Here is a 536-nt window from a genome sequence, read left to right as displayed (position 1 = left end):
GATTTCGAATTCTTCTGTCTCGTCGATTCCGCGGAGAGCGTCGACCAGCTCGGCCGCTTCTTCGGCGCCGCGAAGAAATCGCTGAACGTGCTGATCGAGCTCGGCGTGCCGGGCGGTCGCGCGGGCGTGCGCGATGCCGCGCAGCGCGAGGCCGTGCTGGCCGCGATCGCGCGCTATCCGGACACGCTGAAGCTGGCCGGCATCGAGCTCTATGAAGGCGTGCTGAAGGAGGAAGGCGAGATCCGCGCGTTCCTGCAGCAGGCGGTCGCGCTCACGCGCGAGCTGGCCGAAGCCGGCCGCTTCGCGCGCACGCCGGCGATCCTGTCCGGCGCCGGTTCGGCGTGGTACGACGTGGTCGCGGAAGAATTCAGGAAGGCGTCCGACGCGGGCTTCGCGGAAGTCGTGCTACGTCCGGGCTGCTACCTGACGCACGACGTCGGCATCTACAAGAAGGCGCAGACCGACGTGTTCGCGCGCAACCCGATCGCCCGCTCGATGGGCGAAGGGCTGCTGCCGGCGCTGCAGCTGTGGGCGTA

Annotated in this window: 1 protein-coding gene; it reads left to right on the top strand. The window is 68.8% G+C overall.

From position 1 onward, the window contains the following. Positions 1-536 (top strand): alanine racemase (locus JMF90_RS39835; protein ID WP_201326630.1); only part of this gene is annotated, 536 nt, incomplete at both ends.

This window comes from Burkholderia sp. E168m23 (assembly GCF_016586125.1).
Taxonomy (GTDB): Bacteria; Pseudomonadota; Gammaproteobacteria; order Burkholderiales; family Burkholderiaceae; genus Burkholderia; species Burkholderia orbicola.
The sequence above is the reverse complement of the archived record's forward strand: the minus strand, read 5'-3'. Positions and strand labels throughout refer to the sequence as shown.